This window comes from Suicoccus acidiformans, assembly GCF_003546865.1.
Classification (GTDB): Bacteria; Bacillota; Bacilli; order Lactobacillales; family Aerococcaceae; genus Suicoccus; species Suicoccus acidiformans.
In genome coordinates this window covers 959,558-978,066 of the sequence record NZ_CP023434.1, presented here as the reverse complement: position 1 = coordinate 978,066, position 18,509 = coordinate 959,558, and the positions used below count along the sequence as shown (strand labels likewise).

15 protein-coding genes and 1 other annotated feature are annotated in these 18,509 nt (G+C 43.4%); of the genes, 3 read left to right on the top strand and 12 right to left on the bottom strand.

Annotated elements, in window-relative coordinates; translation table 11 throughout:
- Positions 1 to 5 precede the first annotated feature (5 nt).
- Positions 6 to 200, bottom strand: a binding site (T-box leader).
- A gap of 163 nt (positions 201 to 363) precedes the next feature.
- Positions 364 to 1,536 carry an ABC transporter substrate-binding protein gene (locus CL176_RS04730; protein ID WP_118990269.1) on the top strand — a complete coding sequence of 391 codons (1,173 nt, stop codon included), beginning with the start codon at positions 364 to 366 and terminating at the stop codon, positions 1,534 to 1,536.
- Positions 1,537 to 1,848: 312 nt separating this feature from the next.
- Here the strand turns inward: CL176_RS04730 and ccpA are convergent, their stop codons facing one another.
- The 3 genes from ccpA to CL176_RS12615 form a co-directional block, all read right to left on the bottom strand.
- A complete protein-coding gene (ccpA, locus tag CL176_RS04725; RefSeq protein WP_118990268.1) occupies positions 1,849 to 2,853 on the bottom strand; it encodes a catabolite control protein A in 1,005 nt (334 codons plus the stop codon).
- 238 nt (positions 2,854 to 3,091) lie between these two features.
- A complete protein-coding gene (locus CL176_RS04720; protein WP_118990267.1) occupies positions 3,092 to 3,646 on the bottom strand; it encodes a YtxH domain-containing protein in 555 nt (184 codons plus the stop codon).
- A 19-nt stretch (positions 3,647 to 3,665) separates the two neighbouring features.
- Positions 3,666 to 4,295, bottom strand: coding sequence for a DUF948 domain-containing protein (locus CL176_RS12615; RefSeq protein WP_240430588.1), 630 nt, complete (start codon positions 4,293 to 4,295; stop codon positions 3,666 to 3,668).
- Positions 4,296 to 4,480: 185 nt separating this feature from the next.
- Here CL176_RS12615 and CL176_RS04710 point away from each other — a divergent pair, with 185 nt between their 5' ends.
- Positions 4,481 to 5,350, top strand: coding sequence for a mechanosensitive ion channel family protein (locus CL176_RS04710; protein WP_118990266.1), 870 nt, complete (start codon positions 4,481 to 4,483; stop codon positions 5,348 to 5,350).
- A gap of 173 nt (positions 5,351 to 5,523) precedes the next feature.
- Positions 5,524 to 6,846 (top strand): ISL3 family transposase, encoded by a 1,323-nt coding sequence (locus tag CL176_RS04705; protein ID WP_118989665.1) that lies wholly within the window; start codon positions 5,524 to 5,526, stop codon positions 6,844 to 6,846.
- A 42-nt stretch (positions 6,847 to 6,888) separates the two neighbouring features.
- On the opposite strand, the gene CL176_RS04700 is transcribed toward CL176_RS04705, so the two are convergent.
- The 9 genes from CL176_RS04700 to CL176_RS04660 form a co-directional block, all read right to left on the bottom strand.
- On the bottom strand, positions 6,889 to 7,404 hold the full coding sequence (locus tag CL176_RS04700; protein ID WP_118990265.1) for a metallophosphoesterase family protein: 516 nt from the start codon (positions 7,402 to 7,404) through the stop codon (positions 6,889 to 6,891).
- Complete coding sequence (locus tag CL176_RS04695) at positions 7,401 to 8,015, bottom strand: XTP/dITP diphosphatase (protein WP_118990264.1); 615 nt, start codon at positions 8,013 to 8,015, stop codon at positions 7,401 to 7,403. The genes CL176_RS04700 and CL176_RS04695 overlap by 4 nt, the downstream gene beginning before the upstream one ends.
- Positions 7,993 to 8,838, bottom strand: coding sequence for a glutamate racemase (gene racE / locus CL176_RS04690; protein WP_118990263.1), 846 nt, complete (start codon positions 8,836 to 8,838; stop codon positions 7,993 to 7,995). The genes CL176_RS04695 and racE overlap by 23 nt, the downstream gene beginning before the upstream one ends.
- Positions 8,839 to 8,877: 39 nt before the next feature.
- Positions 8,878 to 9,861: a diaminopimelate dehydrogenase gene (locus CL176_RS04685; protein WP_118990262.1), complete on the bottom strand. Its 984-nt coding sequence runs from the start codon at positions 9,859 to 9,861 to the stop codon at positions 8,878 to 8,880.
- A 14-nt stretch (positions 9,862 to 9,875) separates the two neighbouring features.
- Positions 9,876 to 11,345, bottom strand: coding sequence for a hypothetical protein (locus CL176_RS04680; protein WP_162890826.1), 1,470 nt, complete (start codon positions 11,343 to 11,345; stop codon positions 9,876 to 9,878).
- 471 nt (positions 11,346 to 11,816) lie between these two features.
- A complete protein-coding gene (locus CL176_RS04675; RefSeq protein WP_118990260.1) occupies positions 11,817 to 13,478 on the bottom strand; it encodes a hypothetical protein in 1,662 nt (553 codons plus the stop codon).
- Positions 13,479 to 13,693: 215 nt separating this feature from the next.
- Positions 13,694 to 14,803, bottom strand: a complete 1,110-nt coding sequence (ald, locus tag CL176_RS04670) for an alanine dehydrogenase (protein WP_118990259.1) — start codon at positions 14,801 to 14,803, stop codon at positions 13,694 to 13,696.
- A 208-nt stretch (positions 14,804 to 15,011) separates the two neighbouring features.
- Entirely contained in the window at positions 15,012 to 15,323 is a 312-nt protein-coding gene (gene trxA, locus CL176_RS04665) for a thioredoxin (RefSeq protein WP_118990258.1), read from the bottom strand.
- A gap of 68 nt (positions 15,324 to 15,391) precedes the next feature.
- Positions 15,392 to 17,758 (bottom strand): endonuclease MutS2, encoded by a 2,367-nt coding sequence (locus CL176_RS04660; RefSeq protein ID WP_118990257.1) that lies wholly within the window; start codon positions 17,756 to 17,758, stop codon positions 15,392 to 15,394.
- Between the last annotated feature and the right edge of the window lie 751 nt (positions 17,759 to 18,509).

The window sequence follows — 18,509 nt, the reverse complement described above, 5'->3', positions numbered from 1 at the left end:
ACATAGCATAGGACGTTTGAAACGTGGTACCACCTAAATTTAGAGCTAAAGCTCCCTCTTTCCATTCATAACGGAGTGCCTCTCCGCGTTGGACTACTCCATTCACCCAACGAGCTCCGAGCTACGTTCACCGATAAGGACTCTCAGCATGCATCCTCTCTCTGTATGAATCGGCTACTTCCTCTCTTCAACGCTTCCTTTACTTACCTATTCTAACAAATTCTTAAGGGTGTGACAATCTTTCTTTTAGGCTAGGCCTCTGCAAATTTTGTTATTTTTTGTTGGAATGGTTTTCATTTTAAATTGACTTTCAAGTAGGATTAGATTATGATGAGAACATGACATTTATTTAAGGAGGCTCTTATGTTAAGCAAAAAATTAAAGGGAGCTTTACTCACTGCTTCCCTCGTACTTAGTAGTCTTATTACCCCTCTCACGGCCAGCGCCCAAGAGACGTGGACTATTGCCGGCAACTTGGAGTTAACCGGTAATGCAGCAGCCTATGCCACGCCTGTTTCCCGCTCCATGGAACTAGCCGTTGAACAGGTTAATGCCAATGGCGGAATTCTCGAAGGGGATCAATTAGCTATCGAGGTCATCGATAATAAATCAGATACAACAGAAGCAACGTCTGTGGCTCGCCGAATTAGTGAAATCCAAAACCTCGTTGGCATCATCGGCCCTAACTCCACCACCTTAGGCCATGCCATTACACCAACCGTTTCTGAGGGCGAGGCACCCATGATTTATACATCAACGACGGGTGACGGTTTAACCTTAGACGATGCCGGCACGGCCATCAAAAATATCTTCCGTGTATGTTTTGAGAATTCATACCAAGGTGCTATTGCAGGCGAGTACGCCATGTCTAAATTAGATGCGCCAAAGGCTGTGGTGATTATTGACCAAGCGATGGATTATTCCCAAGGCTTAGCCGATGCTTTCGTAGCCAAATACGAAGAACTCGGTGGTGAAGTCGTCAGCTATGAAGCATATCAGTCAGGCGACGCAGACTTCCAAGCCTTAGCGACGACTTTAGCAAGCTATGACTTTGATGTCATCTACTTACCAGGTTACTACACAGAAACCGGTCTAATTGTTAAGCAAATTCGTGAAATGGGCTTAACACAACCGATTATCGGTGGGGATGGCTATGCCAACGAAACCTTTGTAGAATTGGCAGGAAGCCATAACCTGAATGATTTATACATCACAAGCCACTACTACGATCAAACCGATCGTCCGGAAGCGCAAGAATTTATTGCCGCTTACGAAGAGAAATTCGGTGAGCGACCAGATAGCTTTGCAGCCCTTGGCTATGACGCGATTATGCTCCTTGTGGATGCTATCGAGCGCGCAGGTACGACCGAAGCGGCTGCAGTCAACAAAGCCTTACAAGAGACGACAGACTATGCTGGTGTCACAGGTGACTTTACAATGAATGCTAACCATAACCCAGATAAGCCTGCAATTATGTTGGAATACCAAGGCGGCGAAGTGGTCAGTGCAGAAGAAATTACAACGGATTACGAATAATTTAGCCTAGCAAAGCAAGCCCGCAAGGGCTTTTTTTGCCTACTAATTGATAAGTGGACGCAATAATTCGAAGGAGCTTGTTGGATTCCGTGGAACGACCTCTCCACGGAATTGCGCCGCATTTAAGTGACAGAGATCGCCACATCAATCATCAAACGAGCATTCAACCAACTACCGCTCTCCCCTCTTCCTGCAAATGCACCCTCCCTTTCTATCAAAAAAGACACATTTCAGCAAACTTAGCCATCACTACGGCTAGTTTAATGAAATGTGCCTCTTTCGATAATATTCAGTTAATTCTCATACAGAAAGCTATTCAGCTTCATTCAAGGTCGTACCGCGTTCGATAAAGCGGTGTGGTAAGATGACTTGCTTTTCTTCAATTTCCTCTTCATTCATAATCTTCGTCAACAAGCGCATGGCTACTGCACCAATGTCATACAAAGGCAAGGCAACGCTAGAGAGGCTTGGCCGCGTAATCTCCGTAATCATGGAGTTATTCGTGGTAATCACTTCAAAGTCTTCTGGAACCGCGATACCTCGGTCGAGAATATTATTTAACACCGTGGCTGCGAGTACATCATCTGTAGCAATAACCGCGTTGTAATTCTCTGCCAATAATTCTTCAAGGCGTACTTCAACTTCCTTCTCGTCCAATATTTCGACAATTTGTCCGTCATCGAAGCTCATCCCGGCAGCTTCATGGGCTGCTTTAAAGCCTTCACTGCGATATTGATGAATTAATGCTTCTTTGGAACTGACCAACAATGCTACCTTGCGATGGTTCTTTAATAAACGTGCCGTAGCTTCTTCAGTTGCCTGGCGGTAGTCAATATTAACTTGGTAAGTATTCTCATTATCAAGTACTGTTCCTGCGAATACGACAGGTGTATTGGATGACTGGATTGCCTCTTGCATCGCTTGATCGACATTGTAACCCATGAAGATAATGCCATCTACTTGCTGGGCTAATAATGTATTAAACACCGTCATCTTCTTGTCTGTATTCTCATCTGAGTTAGCCAGTAGAATATTATACTTGTACATGGCGGCAATATCATCAATCCCACGCGCTAATGATGCGTAGAATAAATTCGTCACACTCGGAATAATTACTCCAACGGTAGTAGTACGTTTACTCGCTAAACCACGCGCCACCGCATTAGGCCGGTAATTAAGCCTTTCGATGACGTCGGAAACTTTCTTGCGAGTACTTGGTTTAACGTTTGGATTGCCATTGACTACCCGGGAAACGGTAGCCATTGAGACGCCGGCCTCACGAGCCACGTCGTAAATTGTGATTGTCTGCTTCTCCATATGCTGATCCCTTCTTTTATTTTAATTGTTAAATCTATTTTAATAGAATGTAACATAGAAGACAAGTATTTGCAAGCGCTTTATTTACATAGAAAGTTGATAGCCATCAATTTTGCTTGAAAATAAATGCAATATAAAACAGGCCGAAATAAGGTCCATAATAGGCAAAAACCCACAGCCGTTCATCTTCTCAACGACTGCGGGAAATTAGCTACAGCAGCATAATTAACTCAATGAATTACGCTTCTTCGATTTCTTCTTCTACTTCGGTGGCAGCTTCTTCAATCTTATCGGAAACTTCGTCTCCGACGTTTGAAGCTGAATCTTTAACGGATTCTGTTACAAATTCAGCGGCAAATTTCATATTGTCTGCAGATTCTTGAACAATTTTGCCAGCTTCGCGGAGGTCTTCAGCTAATTGAGAACCTTCTTCTTTCAAGGAAACTGTGATGTCTTGGGCACCGTGCTGTACTTGTTCTTTCGTATGTTCCCATGTTTCAGAGAATTCGTCTGCCTTCTCATCAAATTGGGTGCGCAATTGGTTAGCAGAATACTTTAAATCAACTTTAATATCTTCAGCCGTTTCAGCTGCTGCATCGTAGAATTCAACACCACGCTCAACGACGTAATCAGTGTAGTCATGGGCTGTTGATTTTAAATCTTCCCACTCATCTTTGATGTCTTTGCGGAACTCATCGCCCGATTTCGGTGCGAAAAGTAAAGCTACTAAACCTCCGATAGACGCTCCGACAACTGCCCCAAGGAAAAATTTACCATTATTATTGTTACTCATTCAAATCGCTTCCTTTCACTTATTTCAATCGAATTTCACCAGCTGTATGCGACGTTTCTTTAGGTCGATAAGCCGCTAATCGGCTAGTCTCTTCAGGCGAAGGTCCCTTTGGTCGTGGTGTTTCAACCTTAGCTTCTGCTACAGCTTGGACTGGCACTGCAATACTCGCTTCTTCAGCTTTCACCTTAACCTCAGGTTTAACTTCAGTTGGCTTGGGTGGTTGCTTGGCTCGTGTTTGAGCTACCTCCCGGCCAGAGCGTACCAGTCGTTCGATGGTTGACGTTTTACGACGCTTTGATTTACTGCCGATGGAGTCGATTAGATTGACCGTCATATTCTTCGTTGAATCATTTAAATCAGACACGGTCACACCTAAGTCCCCAATCGCTGTAAACAATGGGTCTGTTTTCTCTAATTTGCCATTGACATCATCCACTAGCGTATTCGCTTTATTTAACAAACCTTCAACTTCGATGGATAAATTATCCACATCTTTCGTGACGACATCGATGGTTGTATTTAAACGTGTGACGGTGTCTTGAACATCCGACATAATTTGCGATAATTTGGATAAATTGATACAAATAAATGCTACCAACACCGCAAAGGCAATTGCTGCAATTAAGCCAGCTAGGCCTCCAATTGTCATGTCAAGCTTCACTCCTTTACTTTGTCTTTATTATAAAGTAAGCATACCATTATTTAGCGCTTTCTACAAATAATAGGTACGAATTATGCGCAAATTTTTGCCGGCAAAGTAGACCGTCTTACACGTAATATTTACAGAAATTTGTTACACTAGACTTAACATATATTAATGAAAGGAAGCTTGTGATGCTGTTACAAATTACCAGTTTAGATCGCCTAATTAAAGGGCTTCTACCGAATACTTGGTCTGAAGAACTTCTAGACTCCTTAAGTATTGTTCTTCAATTGGTCATTATTTCGATTGCATTCTACTATTTACGGCAATTCATCGACCGAACCTTTGAGATTATTGTCTCAGATAAACTCAAAGAGCGTTTCGGTTACTCCTCACCGACGCGCATTGAGACAATCTCAACCATGTTGCGTAATGCCGCCATGTATTTACTCTATTTCCTTTATGGCTACATGGTCCTTACCCTTCTAGGCTTCCCAATCGGCACACTGCTTGCTGGGGCGGGGATTGCTGGGGTTGCCATTGGTTTTGGTGCTCAGGAATTAATTCGCGACGTTATTAACGGCTTCTTCATGATTTTTGAGAATCAATTTGAAGTGGGGGACTTGATTTCCTTACCCGGCGACGATATTACCGGAACCGTCCAAAAAGTCGGCATCCGTACTGTAGAACTTAAGGCAGCTTCTGGCGAGATTTTCTATATTCCCAATAGCGAAATTCGCATGATTAATAATCAAAGTCGCGCACATCGGCAAATTAATATCGATATTCCTCTAGCTGATGATACCAACATTAAAGCTTTCGAGGCAGTCACTAACCGAGTGACACAAGCCTTATACGAACAAAATCAAGACATCATTGTCAGTGATCCGACGGTTATCGGTATTGTGCGCGGGATGGACCAAACTTTCTTATACCGCATTACCTTCATGGTCGAAAACAGTGCGCAATACAAGAAGAGCGGGGAATTTTACCGCGAATACATCCTGCAACTGCAAGAGAATAATATCAACTTCCCAAGCTCTATCTATGATGAAACTTAGGCGCAGGACAGTGAATTTCAAAAGAGGCCGATTCCAAAGAATCGACCTCTTTGCTTATTATGGTTCTAAAATAAATACGGTTGATGGAAATTTCTCGACCGTTTTTAAGTGCAAAAAACGCAGATGTTCTTTAATATTAAAGTTGACCCAATAATAAAGGAGAACATCTACGTATGAATCATTTTATCGAAAAAACCTTCCAATTAAAAGACAAAAACATTGAAATCGATATGGATTATTGTGAAGAGATAGAATTCAAAGGGCGAACATCGCTCTTTTATCGAGGAACATTGGCATATAAACCGGAGGCTTGTCCTCATTGTGGCATTGCCAATAATGATTATGTCATTGTCAGTAATGGAAAACGCTCCTCTCGTCTGACATTAACAGCCAAATCAGGCTTACCTGCTTACTTAATCCTAGCTAAGCAACGCTTTTTATGCAAAGCCTGTGGGCGGTCATTTACAGCGAAGACATCCATCGTTAATCCTGACTGCTATATTACGAATCAAGTCAAACAACAGATTATGGACCGCGCCACAAGAGTCACTTGTGAAACAGATATCGCCAAAGATACTTTTGTATCACCAAATACAGTCCGACGGGTGATTCATGAAACCGCTCGAGCTATTCGAATACGGTCCACTGAACAGTTGCCTAAGCATCTATCCTTTGATGAATTTAAAAGCGTTAAGTCGGTTAAAGCAGCGATGAGCTTCATCTGTTGTGATACACTGTCACATAAAATCGTAGATGTGGTCGAAGACAGAAAAACACACTCACTCAGTGCTTATTTCTCAAGGTTTAGTCGCCAAGCACGTTACCAAGTTCAAACCATTACGATAGATATGTACGAACCATACATGCACCTGGCAAAGCGATGGTTTCCAAATGCAAAGATTATTCTTGATCCGTTCCATTTAATTCAAGCCTTAAATCGCGAATTAGATCGGACACGAATTCGTTACATGAACGAGGTTCGTTATAAAGATTCAAGACTCTATAATAAACTTAAGCGTTATTGGAAATTAATACTCAAACCAAAAAGCGACTTAATGTCTACTGAATACCATCGCTTCCCACTGTTTGATTGGTTAACCAATACTCGTAGCATTGTGGACTATCTCATTCAGCACGACGACGTCTTGAAGGATACCTATCAAATGGTGCATCAATTGGGCGATGCCTTAAGGGATAGGAACTGGCAACGATATCAAGAGATTTTGGCACAAAGCCGGTCCATGACACTTTCAAAAGGCTTAAGGCGTGTATTAAGGACGTTCAGAAAGTATGGGGAATATATCCACAACACACTCACACATGCAGGCCTTAGTAATGGTCCTATCGAAGGGATTAATAATAAGATTAAACTACTCAAACGCAATGGTTATGGTTACAGAAACTTCAGTCATTTTAGAGACAGAATATTACTCATGTGCCGACTTTATGAACCTAAGAACAAAGAAAAAGATCAAGCAACAAATTTAGTCGCTTGACCTTAAATTTACTCATCAACCCTATTTGACAAAGAGCCCTTATTATCTTTCAAATTCCTGGGTCAACTGATCTAATAAATCACCGGACTCATCATAGAATTCAACCCGCTGTTTGGCTTCATCAACCGTCACCACAGCATAGGTCCGATTGCGAACCATCCCCCGGGAATGATTCAAACTACCAGGATTTACAGCTAAAATATCATCAAAGCGCTTGGCATATAAGACATGCGTATGGCCATGAAAGACGTAACTGGCCCCTGCTTCACGCGCTTGGCTGACAATATTCTCCAGACCATGATTGACACCGTGCTGATGTCCGTGAGCTAGGAAGACTCGACCCACTGGTGTCTCTACCACTTCCACAAAGGGATAATCTGGATCAAAGTCCATATTACCCGTCACCTTGGCATCGACATCCTCCCAAATCGGGTCATCATAAGCAAATTCCGAATCCCCTAAGTGAAAGATGTAATCGACCTTTCCTCGCCATTGTTGAATCACTTCATGGGTTTGGGGCCACCGGCCATGGTTATCGCTCAGTAATAAGAATTTCATGACTGCTTCCGCCCTTTCATCCAATCTGGAAACTGATTCATTAGTACTTTCAAGGCTTCCTGGCGGTGGCTAACCTTATTCTTCTCATCCAAAGTCAATTCACCGAAGCTTTGCTTCAATTCAGGATAATAGAATAAGGGATCATACCCAAAGCCGCCCTCACCTTGCGCTTCATCTAAAATCAATCCGCGCACTTTCCCTTCAGCAACCAAGTCATCCCCAGTCGCCGGGTCATACACGGCAATCACACTTACAAAGAAAGCTCTGCGATCAGCGCCCGTCATCCCTGCCATGCGTTCTAAAAGCTTGGCATTATTAGCTGCATCATCTCCATGAACACCAGCATAACGCGCGCTATAAATCCCCGGTTCACCGTTTAAAGAAGGAACCACTAAACCTGAGTCATCCGCTAAGGTAATCCGTCCTGCCTCTTTGGCAATCGTCCGAGCCTTTAATAAGGCATTCTCAGCAAAAGTGGTGCCCGTTTCTTCCACATCAGGCAATTCAGGATAGTCCATGAGTGATTCGACTTTGATATCATAACTTTGGAAAAGTGCTTTAAAGTCGGCTATTTTTCCTGCATTGTGACTAGCGATTAGTATGGTTGTCAACGAGATACTCTCCTTTAATTTCTAATGGGTGCACATAAACAGAACCGTCATTTAACCACTTCTGGGCAAAGCGGGCAAAAAGTCTTGGATTGCCAGTAGTGTAAAACTGTTGGGTCGGTGGAGCCGCGGCTGCTTCTTCGGCCGAACGGCTTAAGTGGAAGTAATCTAACAAGGTGCTCACCTCGTTAATCGTCTCACGGCCTGAATCAATTAAATAAACAGAGGAGCCGACCACATCTTGGATGGCTTGCTTCATCAAAGGGTAATGGGTACAACCCAGCACCAAAGTATCCACGTCATTACCGATAAAGGGTGCAAGACGCTTTTGGACAATATCGTGGACGGCAGGATCTTCGATTTGGTTCTGCTCAACGATTTCTACAAATTCAGGTGCCGCAACGCTTTGAATATTTAGTTTCGCTGATTTCTCCTGTAAGGTATCGCGGTACATGCCACTATCGATTGTTCCTTGGGTGCCGATCACCCCAATATGCCCAGTCTTTGTCTGCTTGATTGCTGCCCGGCAACCGGAATGAATCACGCCGACAACTGGAATGGCTAAAGTTTGCCGCAAGTCATCCAAAGCAGCGGCTGTCCCGGTATTACAGGCGATGACCAGCATTTTGATACCTTTCTCACGTAAGAAATTGGTCAACTGCCAAATATACTGTTTAACTTCCGTTAAAGAACGCGGTCCGTAAGGTGCCCGTGCATTATCCCCAACGTAAATGATGGACTCATTCGGCAATTGACGCAAACTTTGCTTAACAACCGTTAATCCTCCATAACCCGAATCGATAAAACCGATCGGTAAATGTTTCATGACTACACCCTCATTCTCCTTGTATTTATAGATTGTTGCTTATAAATCTTCCCGACGCAAATCAGCAGGGTCTTTGTGGGAAAGCCAAGCTGGCGCAATATCCAGAATTGTCTTCGCACCGGTGAGGCCCATGGCATGCATCCGTACATTCGCTCGTGCAATCGCAACTAAAGCGCTAGCTGTAAACTCAGGATTAGAATCCAAAGCGAGGCTAAATTCGTAAACATGTTGATGACCTGCCCCCGTCTCCCCACTGCGAATCACAAAGCCGCCATGAGGCATCGCCTGATGCTCCGCTTGTAAGGTAGCTTCATCGATAAAATGAACAGTTGTATGATAATCTGCGAAATAACCCGGCATATTCACAATCGTTTCTTCAATCTTTGCCTGGTCGGCCCCTGCTTCCGCCACCACATATACTTCACGCAAGTGTTTCTCAGCTGTTGCAAGTTCGGGCTGGCTACCTGAGCGTACCCGGTCCATCGCCTCTTCTATCGGAATAGTGTATTGGATAGCGTCTTTCACACCTTCAACCCGGCGGACTGCATCTGAATGCCCTTGAGAAATGCCTTTGCCCCAGAAGGTATACGTTGCCCCTTTCGGCAGAACAGCTTCAGCTAACACACGTTGTAAGGAGAATAAGCCCGGATCCCAACCACCTGAAATAACGGCGGTTGTGCCAGCAGCTTGCGCTACTTCATCTACTTTACTGTAGTGGGCAGGGATTTGCGAATGATTGTCGAAGCTATCCACTACATTGAAATACTTGGCGAATGCTGGTGTCTGCTCCGGCAAATCTGTTGCCGAACCCCCACAAAGAATCATGACATCAATGCGGCCTTGGTAAGCTGAAATAGCATCTAAGTATTCAACCTTCACTTCAGCATCAACAGGGCTTACGCCTGCCGGCCCGCGGCGTGAGAAGATTGCCACCAACTCCATATCTGCCTGGGCTTGAAGGGCAATTTCAACGCCACGTCCTAAGTTGCCATAACCAATGATTCCTACTCGAATGTTAACCATAATCTGCCTCTTTCCTATGATTCATTAACCTGTGCGTCGATTTGTTTCCAGAAAGTATCAGGAACGCTATGAGCGAATGACTCCAATACCGATTGACTTAGCGGTCGAAACTGTAAAGTCGTCACATAATCAATGGACTCATCTTTAGCCGTTAAACTCCATAAATATACACCTTCAAGTGCCAATGTTTGCTGATTGATGATGTAATCGATGGCATAGACCGCTTCTTCGTCTCGCTTCAAGTGACTTAAGTCTAAGCCGCCAGCAATCGCCTCCAAATCCGCTAACTTCTCACCAACGGATTCACGCAGAACATATTGCCCTGAGTCATTCTCTTCTTCCGACTTAATCCACTCAAACTCCTTAAATTCTTGGGTAAAGCGTTCATAGAAGAAACTATAGTAATCCCTCGGCATTGCTTCAACAGCTTCTGGTGCATCTTGCGCTTCTGCCACTTTCACATTACGCATTATCAGTCCAGTATTCTGCCACTCATTCTCGCCACTTACCTTGCCCTCCAATACGGCATTCGTAAAGTTTGGCAAGTAATTATAAACCATGATGCGTGTTTGTGGCTCTGCCTCTGCTCCACCCTGCTGCGTTTCATACAATTCATACATCGGCATGTGTTGGAGGGCAGCTTTTTGGAAGGCTACTAGAAAAATATCTTCATCGGGTTTAGCTTCACTGACCGCTTCAGCCCCAGCTGATGTATCTACATCTGGTACATCCCCTTCAGATTCGGTTTGACTGCTAGTGAGTTGATATTCATAAGTCTCACCCAAGTCTTTCACCTGCGCTTGTACTTCCGCTTGATCAATTAAGCCCGTTTCTTCGTTAACTTGATAGCGAATGGAAGCAGTTATTTCCGCATGAGGTGATAGTAGCACCGGCATCTCAAACAGATAACCTAATGACGCCAATAATTGAGAGTTAACCAAGTCCTTCTCAACGATATAATGGGACTCATCCTCGCTCACCTGCCAAGCTGCTTCATCTTCAACCAATAAACGCGTCAAGGTAATATAATTAATCGGTAATTGCCGAGCTTCTTCACCCTCAACCCAATCTTCCCCATCTGCTTGATAGTAATACTTTGAACCATCAAAAGCATAAGTCTGAGCTTTCGTCCAACCTTCCATCGAAGCTTGATTTTGCGTGTAGAATTGCGTCAATTCACCTTCCTCATAGGCTTCCTGACCACTACCAGTCCGCGTCATCTCACCTTCAGCCCACTTAAAAGACTCTTCTGTCTGAACATCCAAGCCTTTCAGTGATTCCAAAGACTGCATAATCTTCTCATACACAGTATAATACTGCATCTGTTCATCCTGCAGTGATTTCATAGAAGCCTGATCAAGTGAAATCGGGTCGCCCCCCAAATTACTAACGGCTTGATCATCAGCGCTCTCCTCAGCCTGGGTGCACCCCACTAAAGCCAAGGAGGCCAGGGCCAAGATACCCTTCCGTAAATACTGCCTCACATCTATCCCTCACTTTCATACACAATATTATAAACGAACCCACCCGCTTTCACAATTATTCATCGCAAAAAAACTTATTAAATTCTAAGAAAATTAATCATCTTGTATCCAATTAACTAGCCACTGAAAGTGAAGGACGCTCAGTTATGAACGTGGAAAGATATATTTGTAAGAGACAATCTGAGTTAAAAACCACAACCATATTCCAACCCATTCTGCACCCTGACAAACAGCATAAACTAGTAATTCTCTAACTCCCCCTAAATGATACGCCTCAATGAATATCATTATGACTGAATGTTGATAAAACTGCATTATTCAGGAGAGAGTATTTCAGCATACCTTGTATAATTATGCAAGGCAGGTCCGGGCTAGAGTTATTTTGAAATCCTAAGCTTTCATCCGATACCACCAAGTCACAAAAAAAGCTGAAGGCTCTATTATAGAGAACTCCAACTTTCTTGCGCTTAACTAATGATCCAACTGAATTTCCTGCACTAATCCATCTTCGTAAGCTTTGAACTGAACATCATCGCCAGCTTCAACAAAAGGCAAGGCCTCATTCAAGGCAATAGGTGCACGGTAAACTTGGCCATCTACTAGGAAATAGTAAACGGTATTACCATCTACCACCACCGCTTCTACGGATTCCACCTCACCAACTTTTGTCTCCAACTCGTCGAGACTTGGCAAGTTCTCCACATCTACTGGATTCTCCTGCGCATATAAATCTAACAAGCGTTCAACCGATGGGGCAGTATAGACCCGTTGGTAATTTTGTGCATCAACTAAGGCGTATTCCTTAATTAAGCCCGAATTGTCCTTCAAGGTCAGAATATACAAAGGTTTGCCCTGAATATTGATTAATAGCGGGAAGGTCGCGGCATAACTTGTCTCCTGTACACTCCCTTCGGCAGAGCGCATCGCAGAGAATTCTTCAGCTGCCGTGAGCGGATACATCGTCGCTTCTTTGGTACGCAAATTCACCAGCACAAAGCCAATATTCGAATCATCGGCCACCACCGAAGTGATCCCGGTATACAGATACAAATCATCGCCAATCGGCAAGTAGTTATAACCTTCCGTCGGCTCCGTTACCCCTTTCTGGGCAAAAAGCGAATTCCAAAAGCCGCCTTGATAGCGTCCCCACATCTTCAACTGATGCAATATCAAGTCTGAACTATAAACACGGTCAATCCAAGTTGGCACCGAACCCAATTCATAGAGTTCGGTTTCACCTGTTACAGCATCCAAGGTAATGACGCCACTTACTTCCGGCTCGCGCAAGAAGAAATTACGATGATAAGTCGTCGCAATGTAATATGGATGACCTGAATCATCGACTTCAAAAGTTGGATGGTTAAATAGAGTAAAGGGATGACTTAAACGCAAGCGTCGCAGCACATCTCGGTGCAGAATATCTGAATAACTATACTTCATCGGAGCTTCCGGCGTCTCTATCGTTACTTCCCCAGTCACATTATCAACTTGAATATAGTGCGGGATACCAATTCTGAAATTATTCAACCAACGGAAGAAATCTACGTATTCCAAAGGTGTGACCCGATAAGGGTAGCCGTCCTTACTAATTTGTGTGTAGTCATCGGCCGCCTCGAACTGTGAAATTAAATCCGTCAAAGCCCCCAGATGCCGATTCCCCAAGCGCTCAGCAGTATCCCGGTCAACGAGGGGAATTTGGTTCAAATCAGTTTCGGGAAAATCTTCTTCGAAACTTTGCTCCTTGACGTCAATCATCGACGCATAGCCTCCAGAAAAGAAGACTGGAGAGAAGACGACATATGACACACCGCCAACCAATAGCGCCACTAACCAGAAGCCGAAGTACCCTTTATACTTGCGACTGGCTTTGCCGCTTGGACTAGGATCATTGAGTCGTGATAAATCTACCAAAGCCTCAATGGCCAGAATTCCGGTTGTGATAAGAAATAGGAAGAACCAGAAGTCCATCGATGCATAGTGAATCGGTGGTAAGACAAAGTAATAATAAATTGCGATAAACAGAAATAAAACAAGATACAATTTACGCCACTTATACTTGGGTAAACTCTTTTGGCGCCATTGGTCACGGAAGGATTGCCAAGCTTCTTGGGCCTGACCGCGTTGACTATTCATGGAATCACCCTTTCCAAAGATTTCTTTTAGTATAACATACATGACCGAATTTACTTCATGATATCTATCCATACGACCCAAGGTAGGTCAAACAAGTAAGTAGGCTCCCTCATTCTGCTTGCCCTTATCACATACTAGAAACAAACCCAGAGAACAATAGCTCCCTGGGTTTGGCTTCATGTATAATGCACCAAATCGCGCACCATTTACTTATCTTAAATTAATGTATCGTAAGCAACGAAATCATGCTTAGAAGTTTCTGCGACACCTTCATTGGTTAAGTGACCTTTCGCTGTATTAACTCCGGTAAAGATTGTTGAGTTATCCCTAGCTGCTTGCTCGATACCTTTGGCTGCGATTTGTGCAACATAAGACATGGTTGCATTCGTTAAAGCCATACTAGCTGTTTGTGGTACGGCACCAGGAATGTTTGCGACTGCATAGTGAACAATACCTTCACGAACATAGATTGGATCTTGGTGAGTTGTTGGATGTTCCGTAGTCTCGAAGTTGCCCCCTTGGTCCACTGCGATATCAATCACAACTGAGCCAGGTTCCATCGATTGAATCATTTCCTTAGTCACTAGGATAGGCGCCTTGCGACCAGGGATGAGCACAGAGCCAACAACAATATCTGCATCTTTAACTGATTCAGCAATATTGAAAGAATCAGAAAAGCGTGTTTCAACTTGGCCACCAAAGATATTATTCAAGTCTTTCAAACGCTCAATATTCACATCAAGCATAGTTACATAAGCTCCCATACCTAAAGCGATACGGGCCGCGTTCTCACCAACTGTACCACCACCAATGATGACAACTTTACCTTTCTTAACACCTGGGACACCACCAAGGAGAACCCCTTTACCGCCCTGATGCTTCTCAAGGTAATGTGAACCAATTTGGATTGCATAGCTACCCGCAATCTCACTCATTGGATTCAAGAGTGGTAAGGTTCCATTGAGGACCATCGTTTCATACGCAACACCTGTAACACCTGATTCGATTAAAGCATCTGTTAGAGCATCATCGTTAGCTAGGTGCAAGTAAGTCATTAGAATCATACCTTCGCGGAAGTATTTGTATTCACTTTCCAAAGGCTCTTTTACTTTAACTACAAGTTCTGCTGCCCAAGCATCCTCCGCACTATCTACAATGGTGGCTCCGTATTTTGTGTAATCTTCGTCAGTAAAGCTAGAACCTAAGCCAGCCCCTGTCTCGATGCGCACTTCATGACCTGCATCTACTAAATTTGAGACATTCCCAGGTGCGATGGCGACACGATTCTCATTGTTCTTGATTTCTTTTGGAATTCCAATAATCATAATTTATACGCCTCCATTTTATTTTCTTAATACTAGTGTAACAAAATGACTCTCCGATTGCACAAAATTCAACTTAACTTTTAGTGATAATTTCCAAAGCTTGACACTATCACTGTGAAATTGTTTCACAAGATAAAGCGAAACTCACTTCTTTGAAAAGACAACTCAATTAAAAAAAGAGAGCAATCAAAGCTGCTCTCTCTCTTCATTAAATATATTCACTTAAAATATCTTTCAAACGATTTTTATCATGGAAGCCAACTAATTTCTCCATCACTTCGCCGTCTTTCTTAATCAATAAAGTAGGAATAGACATAATACCAAATTCTCGGGCTGTCTCTTGCTCCTCATCCACGTTTACCTTGTAAAAGCCTACTTGACCTTCCATTTCTTCACTTAACTCATCAATAACCGGAGACTGCATCCGGCAAGGACCACACCAAGGTGCCCAAAAGTCAGTTAAGGTAACCCCTGAAGCGGTTAATTCATTAAATTGTGCATCACTAATTGCCTGTATCATCTTGCACACTCCTCTCTTTTCTTCACCTTTATTCTATCAGCATTCAACCACTGAAGCGAAGAATATGCTTATTCGAAATACACGACGGTGGAACCATTGCCCCCCGCATTCGGTGCAGAATACTCAAACCGCTCTACTTGCGGATGCTTGCGCAATAAGTCCTGAACACCTTGGCGCAAAGCTCCCGTCCCTTTACCATGAATGATTGTTACCATTGGATGATTAGACAGTAAGGCTTGGTCTAAATATTGACCTACTCGCTTTAAACCATCTTCGTAGCGTTCACCTCGAATATCCAAAGTCGTCTGCACCTTACTACCAGCTTGGCGCTGAACGTTAACGCGCTGTTTCGTTTCGGCTTTCTCAATCCGTTCCAAATCTTCGGCTGGTAACTTCATCTTCAAGATTCCCATTTGGACAACATACTCATTCTGGCTCAACTGTTCCACAATCGTACCGCGCTGACCATAAGAGGTCACCTCCACATCGTCGCCTACTTGTAAAGCTTCTTCTTGACGAGCCCTTTTGGCCTTCTTCAATACCTTATTACTACGCAGTTCAGCTGGTTGCTTCAATTCATCAAATTCCGAGCGTTTCTCAATTAAGGTATGTTCTTTAATCGTATTAGCCTGCCCTTGTTCCAACTGCAAGTCACGAATATCAGAGAGAATACGCTCCGCTTCCGCCTGGGTTTGGGCAACTTTCTCATTGGCTTCCTCGCGAGCCTTCACAGCAATTTGCTGCTTTTGTTCCAGCCAGCGATTATACTCACGATATAAATCCTGGTACAACTGCTCTGCTTCTTCCAAGCGGACTTCTGCTTGACGATGATCCGCTTCTGCTTCACGTCGCTCGCGTTCTAAGTTGGCCACCATCTCATTTAAGGAGCGGTCATCTCTGGAGACTCCACTGCGCGCCATCTCTAGGACTTCTTGTGGAAGACCTAAGCGTTCAGAAATATCCAACGCATTACTCCGTCCTGGAATCCCAATCAATAAGCGGTAAGTCGGCGAAAGCGTTTCACTATTAAATTCCATGCTCGCATTAATCGTCGACGGCGTTTCATGCGCATAAACCTTCAATTCCGGATAGTGTGTAGTCGCCATTACGCTCACCCCACGTTTGCGCACATATTCCAGAATTGCCATCGCCAAAGCGGCCCCTTCCTGAGGATCCGTTCCGGAACCTAATTCATCGAATAAGAGCAAGGATTGACCCGTCATCCGTTCAAGGATACTGACAATATTCGTCATATGTCCCGAGAAGGTTGATAAACTCTGCTCGATCGACTGTTCATCCCCAATATCAGCATAAACCGCATCGAAAATACCTAATTGGCTGCCAGTTTCCGCAGGAATATGCAAGCCCGATTGACCCATTAATTGAAGCAAACCTAAGGTCTTGAGCAATATCGTCTTCCCGCCTGTATTCGGACCAGTAATAATTAAGGCCCGATATTCTTCCCCGAGTAAGATATCATTCGCCACAACATCTTCAGGGTCTAATAAAGGATGGCGTGCCTGCCATAAGGCCACGTGCTGCTCTTGACTGAAGCTTGGCTTAGTTGCATCTATTTTCTGAGCGTAGAGGGCCCGAGCTTGAATATAATCCAAACGGCTTAGCATACGCTGATTTTGGCTAATGTCATCCGTATAAGGCATCATCTGCTGGCTCAACTCGAATAAAATCCGCTCAATCTCCCGTCGCTCCGCCACCTGCAGCTCAGAGCGTCGATTATTGAGTTGCACCACCGACTGGGGTTCTATATACAATGTTTGGCCAGTACTACTTTGATCATGCACTGTCCCTGGCATTTGCCCGCTAAAATCCGTCTTAACCGGTAAGACGTAGCGATTATTCCGGATGGTAATAATGCTATCGGAGAGAATATTGCCTTGCTTCTTGACAATTTGATTCAATTGGTCGCGGACTTGATTCTCCAAAGCACTTTGTTGGCGGCGAATCCGGGTCAATTCTACCGAAGCCGAGGTCAATACACTCCCATCTTCACTCAGAGCCTGGCGAATCGCTTGGCTCACTTCCGGCAAACTCACACATTGCTCCACCCAGTGGGCTAATGCTGGATACGTCTTATCTTCTTGCGCCTGCTGTTCGAAAAATTGCACCACTTGGCGCACAGAAGTTAATAACCGACCGATTTCTGCAATCTCAGGCCCATTTAAAGAAGCCCCTACAGTGAGTCGCTTCAATGACACCGTCACATCATTCAGACGCGGAATAGGCATAGCCTGGTTCGCTTGAATTAACATCAAACTTTGTGCTGTTTCATCTTGCCAGTACCTCAAAGTCCGTAGATTCTTCGTCGGTTTCATCCGACGAGCTAACGCAGCGCCACCTTCCGTCTGTGTCTCATCAGCGACAGCTTGTTGTATCTTTTCAAATTCTAGAATGTCATAAACTTTATCTTGCGCCAAAGTCACCTTTCCTTTCCATAAGTTCGTTAGTTTATTATAACAAAGTATCTCTCGGCATGCATCGCTGAAAGTTATTGTCTTGAAGTGGCTTTTCTTATTCATAAATTTAATTATCTTTATTATTTCAGAATATCATTTTTAATTGTTTTAAACAGCTGTATTACTTATTATATTTACTTCCATCAGAATCATTCTAAGGATTACAGTTGCCATTTTTTAAGTTCCTTTAAATGCAAAATGACTTAAACTAGCATAAAGCACGTGCAAATTAATCCAATTTCATTTATACTCTCGCGTTTGACACTCCTAAAGGCCAAAGGGTACCTAAAGCCTCTTTAAATCAACATTTCAGAGGAGTTTATGCCAACAAAAAAAGCGTACTATTCGTGCTTTAATACAAAAATATTTAATTTTTTGAAGTATGAAGTATAATATAAGTGTCAAAGTAATCTAATTCATAGAGCGGTTTTTATACAAGGAAAATGCGATAATAACAATGTTTTTGTCATATTTGTAGCTGATGAAAAAATAGTACGAAAAATATGCACGAGATATTTGACAATAAAAGTACTATACACCAACGCTTAGAGAGATTTTTTAGGCTGGCAAGTGTCAAAGTCCCGTGACTTAAACTAGCATAAAACACGTGCAAATTAATCCAATTTCATTTATACTAGATTGTAGATTAAACATTTGAATAATGCTAAGTGTTCAAATATTGTATGGGATGACTGTTTTTTTTGGAGGATGA

Coding starts and splice junctions, on each gene's coding strand:
- CL176_RS04730 (WP_118990269.1), top strand. CDS start 364: ATGTTAAGCAAAAAATTAAAGGGAGCTTTACTCACTGCTTCCCTCGTA.
- CL176_RS04675 (WP_118990260.1), bottom strand. CDS start 13,478: ATGAATAGTCAACGCGGTCAGGCCCAAGAAGCTTGGCAATCCTTCCGT.
- CL176_RS04705 (WP_118989665.1), top strand. CDS start 5,524: ATGAATCATTTTATCGAAAAAACCTTCCAATTAAAAGACAAAAACATT.
- trxA (WP_118990258.1), bottom strand. CDS start 15,323: ATGATACAGGCAATTAGTGATGCACAATTTAATGAATTAACCGCTTCA.
- CL176_RS04685 (WP_118990262.1), bottom strand. CDS start 9,861: ATGGTTAACATTCGAGTAGGAATCATTGGTTATGGCAACTTAGGACGT.
- ccpA (WP_118990268.1), bottom strand. CDS start 2,853: ATGGAGAAGCAGACAATCACAATTTACGACGTGGCTCGTGAGGCCGGC.
- ald (WP_118990259.1), bottom strand. CDS start 14,803: ATGATTATTGGAATTCCAAAAGAAATCAAGAACAATGAGAATCGTGTC.
- CL176_RS12615 (WP_240430588.1), bottom strand. CDS start 4,295: ATGACAATTGGAGGCCTAGCTGGCTTAATTGCAGCAATTGCCTTTGCG.
- CL176_RS04720 (WP_118990267.1), bottom strand. CDS start 3,646: ATGAGTAACAATAATAATGGTAAATTTTTCCTTGGGGCAGTTGTCGGA.
- racE (WP_118990263.1), bottom strand. CDS start 8,838: ATGAAACATTTACCGATCGGTTTTATCGATTCGGGTTATGGAGGATTA.
- CL176_RS04710 (WP_118990266.1), top strand. CDS start 4,481: ATGCTGTTACAAATTACCAGTTTAGATCGCCTAATTAAAGGGCTTCTA.
- CL176_RS04700 (WP_118990265.1), bottom strand. CDS start 7,404: ATGAAATTCTTATTACTGAGCGATAACCATGGCCGGTGGCCCCAAACC.